This is a genomic window from bacterium, assembly GCA_035945995.1.
In the GTDB taxonomy this organism is placed as follows: domain Bacteria; phylum Sysuimicrobiota; class Sysuimicrobiia; order Sysuimicrobiales; family Segetimicrobiaceae; genus DASSJF01.
Map to the genome: position 1 here is coordinate 1 of DASYZR010000027.1, position 5,862 is coordinate 5,862.

Here is a 5,862-nt window from a genome sequence, read left to right on the forward strand (position 1 = left end):
CGGGCCGCGGTACCGGCCCGCCGCGCGGCCGGCCGCGATTCTGAGATTCTCGAGGGTCCCCGCTTCCTCCAGCATGCGCAGGCCGTGCGGCAGCGCCCGGTCGCGGTTCACCGACTGGCGCGCCGCCCACAGCCCGCCCGTGAACCGGACGGCGCGCGCGTCGAGCGGACGCAGGATCGCGTGGGGGCTGCGCCGCGCGTCGACCGGCCCGGCGGCGATCGCGGTCCTCGGTTCGGTGTCTTTGCTCACCACCCGATCGTCACGGAGGCCGGGGTCCGCGGCACGCGGATGAACACGAAATGTCCCCCGTCGTGCCACCAACCCTCGGCCGTGCACGGATGCTGCCGCGCCACGTCACCATGGCCGTCGAGTCTCACGCCACGCGGCGGCTTGGGAGCATGGACCTGCAGCGTGTACGCGCGGCCCGCCGGGATCAGCGAGGCCTCGCCCTTCGGCGCGGCGATGCGAACCGTGAGACCCGCGGCATTCGAGACGCACTCCACCTCGGTCAGCGCACACCGACCCTGTTCGTAGCCGCGCGTTGCGCCGTCGTCTTCGTACAGCGTGAACGACGACTTCTGCCCGCCGTAAATGAGGAGGGTCACCTCGTCGAGCGGGCGTTCGTCATGGTACTGCACCGCCGGACCCATCGGGATGATCGCGCCTTCCCGCACGAACAACGGCAGACGGTCAAGCGGCGCCGCGGCGCCGACTCCGTGAGGCCCCTCGTAGCGCTCGTGCGTCCAGAAGTCGTACCAGACGCCGGCCGGCAAATAGACCGGCCACTGCGTGGCTCCGGCGCGCGTGACGGGCGCCACCAGCAGATCGTCGCCCCACAGGTACTGACCGCCGAGGTCCCACGCGCGCGGGTCCTCGGGGTAATTCAGGACGAGCGGCCGCATCAGCGGCAGCCCCTGGCGATGCGCCTGCCACGCGAGCGTGTACGTGTAGGGCATCAGGCGATACCGGAGTTCGAGATAGCGCCGGCAGATGTCCTCCACTTCCGGGCCGTGCGCCCACGGCACGTGATCGCGCCAGACGTGGCCGTGCGACCGGAACACCGGACAGAACGTCCCGAACTGAAACCATCGCACGAACAACTCGGGGCTTTCCGGTACTGCGTGGTAGAAGCCGCCGATGTCCGTGCCCCAGTAGGGCACGCCCGACATGGCCATGCTGAGTCCGGCGGGGATCTGTCCTTCCAGGGTTGCGAAGGTGTTGTTGATGTCACCCGACCAGCACGCCCCGCCGTGGCGCTGCATGCCGGGACCGCCGGACCGGCACAGGAGGTACACCCGCCCCCGCGGCCGGTCGGCCGCCTCTCCGTCCGCGAACGCCTGCATTCGCAGCACATCGTAGCGGTTGTCCAGGACGGCGCCCGGCCCGCCCGCCAGACGCGCCCACGACGGCGGTCCCTCGCCGCCGTCGAGCCACCAGGCGTCCACACCCCACCGCGCCAGCTCGCCGTGCTGGCGCCACCACCACTCCCGGACCTCACGTTGGGAGAAGTCCAGATACCGCTGTCCCTCCTGGTAGGATGCCGGCGGACGCGACTCCCGTGGCGACGCCGGCGCGTACCCGGCGTCGACCAGGTACTCCCTCGAGGCGGCGTCCGGGTAGCCCGGCGACTCGGGATGCAGGACGGGGTACTCGTGGGTCATCACGTGGAAGTGGCGCTTCCGGAGATCGCCGAAGAACGCCTCCGGCTCCGGGATGAGCGTCGGCTCGCACTCGAGATGCCCGACCCCCCGGTTCCACCCGAGGGCCTCGCCGTACGTCGACAAGAAGATGAGCGTGTCGCAGGGCAGCCGCTTCTCCCGGATCGTGTCGGACAGCCGGCGCAGTTCGTCGCGGTCATGGAAATGGCGCGAGGACTGCATATATCCGAGCGCCCAGCGGGGAGGCATCGGCGCGCGGCCGAGGAGTGCGGCCGCCTCTCCCAGCACGTCGCGCGGACCTACGCCGGCGAGATAGTACAGCACCAGCGGCCCTGAGTCGCACGCATACTCGATCCAAAACCGGCCGTCGGAGCGCCCCACGTCCACCGACGCCGCGGACGAGTTGTCAAAGAACAGACCGTAGCCTCGGTGGGACACCAGCAGCGGAATCGAGATGTCCGAGCCGTAGCCGTGGCTGACATGCTTGGTCCACAGGCGGCGGGACACGCCCAGCCGGTCGAACGGCGGGCCGCTTTCGCCGAGGCCGTAGAAGTGCTGTTCGCCCACGATCTCGACGCGGAGAAGGGGATGCGGCGCAAGACGCACCTCCGCGAGCGGAAGGCGCAGGCGCACCTCGCCGGCCCGGTTCGCGAACTCGAGACGCGCCGGCTCGGGGGCGAGCGTGAGCACCAGCGCGCCGGTGTCAAGCGTCTCCGGCGGCGCGACCGCCCGCGCCCCCGCGGCGGCCGCGGACACCTGTTCCGGCTCTGGAAGGAACGAGGCGCCCGCGCCGTCCGGCCCGATCACCACGCGCACGATCGACGGGCTGCGGGCGGCGACGGTCAGCGGAACCGGCGTCGCCGCCCACGTCACCCCTGTGCCGGCCTTTAGTTCCATCGGCCCTGCATCAGCGGCTTCGCGTCCGCGGCGGCCTGCTCCATCGCCTGCTTGGCGGACGCCTTCCCGGTCCAGACGAGATCGAACGCCGGGACGACCGCCTTGGCATAGATCTGCTGAAGATTCCGCAGCCAGTACTCCGGCGCCTGATGCGGGATGTAGCGCTTGACGTAGGCCGGGAGGAGCGCCTTGGCCCCGGGCGGATAGACCCCCGGCTTGCCGCTGAGCCACGCGTCCGTCATGGCCGAGTTGTCGTAGTATTCGCGCTGCGGCGGCATCCAGAGGCCGTCCTTGAACAGGTCGACCGCCTTCGGATCGATGTGGTACCGGTAGAACTGGTAGGCCTCATCGGGGTGTTTGGTGGCGGCGAAGATCACCCGCGCCGAAGCCACGAGCAGGGTCGCCGGGCGCTTGAACCGCGGGAGCGCGCCCATATCCCACCGCAGGCCGTTCACGTGGCTGTAGTCCAGGACCTTCCAGTGGCCGTTGAGGTCCATCGCCACGCGGCGCGACTGCATCAGGATCTCGGTCGCGGGCATCTGCGAGCTCGCCGCCGGGGTCGGCGCCACGTGGTACTTGTGGATCAGTTCCGCGAGCCGCTGGATCGGCTCCACGGCCTGCGGATCGGACAGCGTGAGCCGCGTCCCGAGATCGTTGGCAAAGTTGCCGTAGTTGCTCCAGACCAGCGGGAGATAACTCGTGGGCGCGGTGTTGATCGAGATGCCGTACGTGGCGATGTTGTTCGGATCGAACCGGGGGCTCGTGGCGTCTTTCCCGTTGCGGTCCCGCGTGAGTTTCCGCGCGATCTCGAGGAACTGATCCCACCCCCAGGCGTCCTTGGGGTCCGCGGGCGGATGAGGCACCTTCGCGGCGTCGAAGAGGTCCTTGCTGTAATAGAGCACCGAGATCTCCCCGATCGACGAGCCCACCACCTGGTTCCCAAACCGGTAGAACGCGTTGGGCAGGAGCTGCGAGGGATCGGCCTTCACGTACTTGGACAGGTCCATGAGCCGGCCGGCCTGGGCGTAGGCAAAGGCCACGGCCCCGGTGACGTAGGCGGCGTCGGGCGGATCGCCGGACGCCAGCATCGCCGTGAGTTTCTCGGTGTACGTGTCGCCGGTGGTTGGAATGTACTGCGGCGTCACGTGGATGTCCGGGTGGGCCGTGTTGAACGAGTCGATCATGTGCTCGACGCCGTTGCGCTCGTTGATCGATCCCCAGAACACGAATCGCAGTTCCACCTTGCTTCCCGCCGCGCGGGCGGTCCGGACCGGCCGGCCGCTCCCAAGGGCGCCCAGCATCGATCCCGCCGCGGACGCGCCGGCCAGTTGGAGGAAACGCTTTCTCGTGATCGCAGGTCGCACGCGCTTCATGCCTCCATCCCCCTTTTGTCCGGCATACCGGACAGCGTACGGCATGTCGAGTGAAACGTGTGCGTGAGCAGCCGGAAGATTCCCTCCTCGCCGGACGCCCGGCAAGAGGACTCCCCGCGCGGACCGTCTAACCGGGTGCGTCGCGCTGGTTGATCTACCGGAAGCCGTCCGGGATACCGGACGCGGTCCGGCGAACGGCGGACCTGGAGGTCCGAGTGCACAGGCACGAGACGGCCTGGGCGTGGCTCTTCGTGGCGCCCGCGGTGCTCGGCTTCGTCCTGTTCGCGATCGGCCCGATCGCGGCGAGCCTCGTTATGTCGTTCACCGACTGGCCGATCATCAGCGCGCCGTCCTGGGTGGGCGCCGGCAACTACCTCCGCCTATTCCTGCGGGACCCGTTGTTCTGGACGTCGCTCAAGGTCACCGTCGTCTACGCCGCGTGCAGCGTCCCGCTGGGGATGGCCGTCGCGTTCGGGCTGGCGGTGCTGCTGAACCAGCGCATCCGGGGGCTCGGCCTCTTCCGCACGGTCTTCTACCTGCCGTCGATCTTTCCGGTCGTCGCGAGCAGCGTGCTCTTCCTGTGGTTCTTCAATCCGGAATTCGGCGTGCTCAACGCCGGCCTGCGGTTCCTCCACCTGCCCCCCTCGCAGTGGGTGTACGCGCCCGGCACCGCGCTGCCGTCATTGATCCTGATGAGCCTGTGGAGCGTCGGGGGGACGATGATCATCTTCCTCGCGGGGCTGCAGGACGTGCCGCAGCATTTGTACGAGGCGGTGGACATCGACGGCGGCGCCAGCCGGCACAAAGCGCTGCACGTCACCATCCCCATGATCACCCCGGTCATTCTCTTCAACCTCGTGCTGAGTCTGATCCACGGCCTGCAGGCGTTCACCCAGGCCTACGTCATGACGCAGGGCGGCCCCAACAACGCGACCCTGTTCTACGTCTTCTATCTGTACCGGAGCGCGTTCGCCGACGGGCAGATGGGCTATGCTGCGGCGATGGCGTGGATCCTGTTCGTGATCATCGCGGCGCTCACGGCACTCATCTTCCGCTCGTCGCGCGTGTGGGTCTACTACGAGGGCGAGCGATGACGATCGCACCCGCGGCGCCGGTCGCGGAACGCCCCGCGGTCCGTCCCCGCCCGCGCCGCCGGGCCGCGGCGGTGCGGGCCGCGGTCTACCTCCTGTGCGCCGGCGGCGGGGTGCTGTCGCTGCTGCCGTTCGTCTGGATGGTGCGCAGTTCGGTGATGGAACCGGTGCAGATCTTCGCCTATCCGCCTCAGTGGATTCCCCATCCACTCCGGATCGCCAACTACCGGGAGGCGTTCACCGACGTCCCGTCGCTCCGCTATCTGCTCAATACGCTGACGATCCTCGTCCCGGCGGTCGTCGGCACCGTCGTCACGTCGGCGTGCGCCGCCTTCGGCTTCGCCCGGCTGCGGTGGCCGGGGCGAGACTGGATTTTCGCCCTGCTGATGACGACGCTGATCCTGCCGTCGGTAGTGATCCTGATCCCGACCTACCTCGTCTGGGCCCGCGCCCACCTCGTGAACACGTTCGTGCCCCTGATCCTCCCGGCGTGGTTCGGCGGAGGCATCTTCAACATCTTCCTGCTGCGGCAGTTCTTCCGCACCATCCCCCGCGAACTGGACGAGGCGGGCTACATCGACGGCACCACGCCCCTCGAGGTCTTCTCGTTTGTGATCCTGCCGCTGAGCCGGCCGGCGCTGACCACGGTGGCGATCTTCTCGGCCCTGGCGGTGTGGAACGACTTTCTCGGGCCGCTCATCTACCTCAACGACCCGAACAAGTTCACGCTCGCGCTGGGCCTGACGTTCTTCACGGGGGAGTACACGTCGCAGTGGCAGTTGCTGATGGCGGCCGCGACCATGGTGATCGGCCCCGCGGTGCTCTTCTTCCTGGCGGCCCAGC

General features: G+C 68.7%; 5 protein-coding genes. 2 read left to right on the forward strand and 3 right to left on the reverse strand.

Annotated features, from left to right (window positions below; all coding sequences use genetic code 11):
• The 3 genes from VGZ23_02510 to VGZ23_02520 form a co-directional block, all read right to left on the reverse strand.
• The coding region (locus VGZ23_02510) for a glycoside hydrolase family 127 protein (protein ID HEV2356472.1) at nucleotides 1-249 on the reverse strand (249 nt) is incomplete at its 3' end.
• Nucleotides 246-2,555: a TIM-barrel domain-containing protein gene (locus tag VGZ23_02515; protein ID HEV2356473.1), complete on the reverse strand. Its 2,310-nt coding sequence runs from the start codon at nucleotides 2,553-2,555 to the stop codon at nucleotides 246-248. The genes VGZ23_02510 and VGZ23_02515, both read right to left, overlap by 4 nt.
• Nucleotides 2,546-3,928 (reverse strand): sugar ABC transporter substrate-binding protein, encoded by a 1,383-nt coding sequence (locus VGZ23_02520; protein HEV2356474.1) that lies wholly within the window; start codon nucleotides 3,926-3,928, stop codon nucleotides 2,546-2,548. The genes VGZ23_02515 and VGZ23_02520 overlap by 10 nt, the downstream gene beginning before the upstream one ends.
• Nucleotides 3,929-4,143: 215 nt before the next feature.
• Between VGZ23_02520 and VGZ23_02525 the strand changes: the two genes are divergently transcribed.
• Nucleotides 4,144-5,022 carry a sugar ABC transporter permease gene (locus tag VGZ23_02525; GenBank protein ID HEV2356475.1) on the forward strand — a complete coding sequence of 293 codons (879 nt, stop codon included), beginning with the start codon at nucleotides 4,144-4,146 and terminating at the stop codon, nucleotides 5,020-5,022.
• A partial coding sequence (locus VGZ23_02530) for a carbohydrate ABC transporter permease (protein ID HEV2356476.1) occupies nucleotides 5,019-5,862 on the forward strand: 844 nt, incomplete at its 3' end. The genes VGZ23_02525 and VGZ23_02530, both read left to right, overlap by 4 nt.

Coding starts and splice junctions, on each gene's coding strand:
- VGZ23_02515 (HEV2356473.1), bottom strand. CDS start 2,555: ATGGAACTAAAGGCCGGCACAGGGGTGACGTGGGCGGCGACGCCGGTT.
- VGZ23_02520 (HEV2356474.1), bottom strand. CDS start 3,928: ATGAAGCGCGTGCGACCTGCGATCACGAGAAAGCGTTTCCTCCAACTG.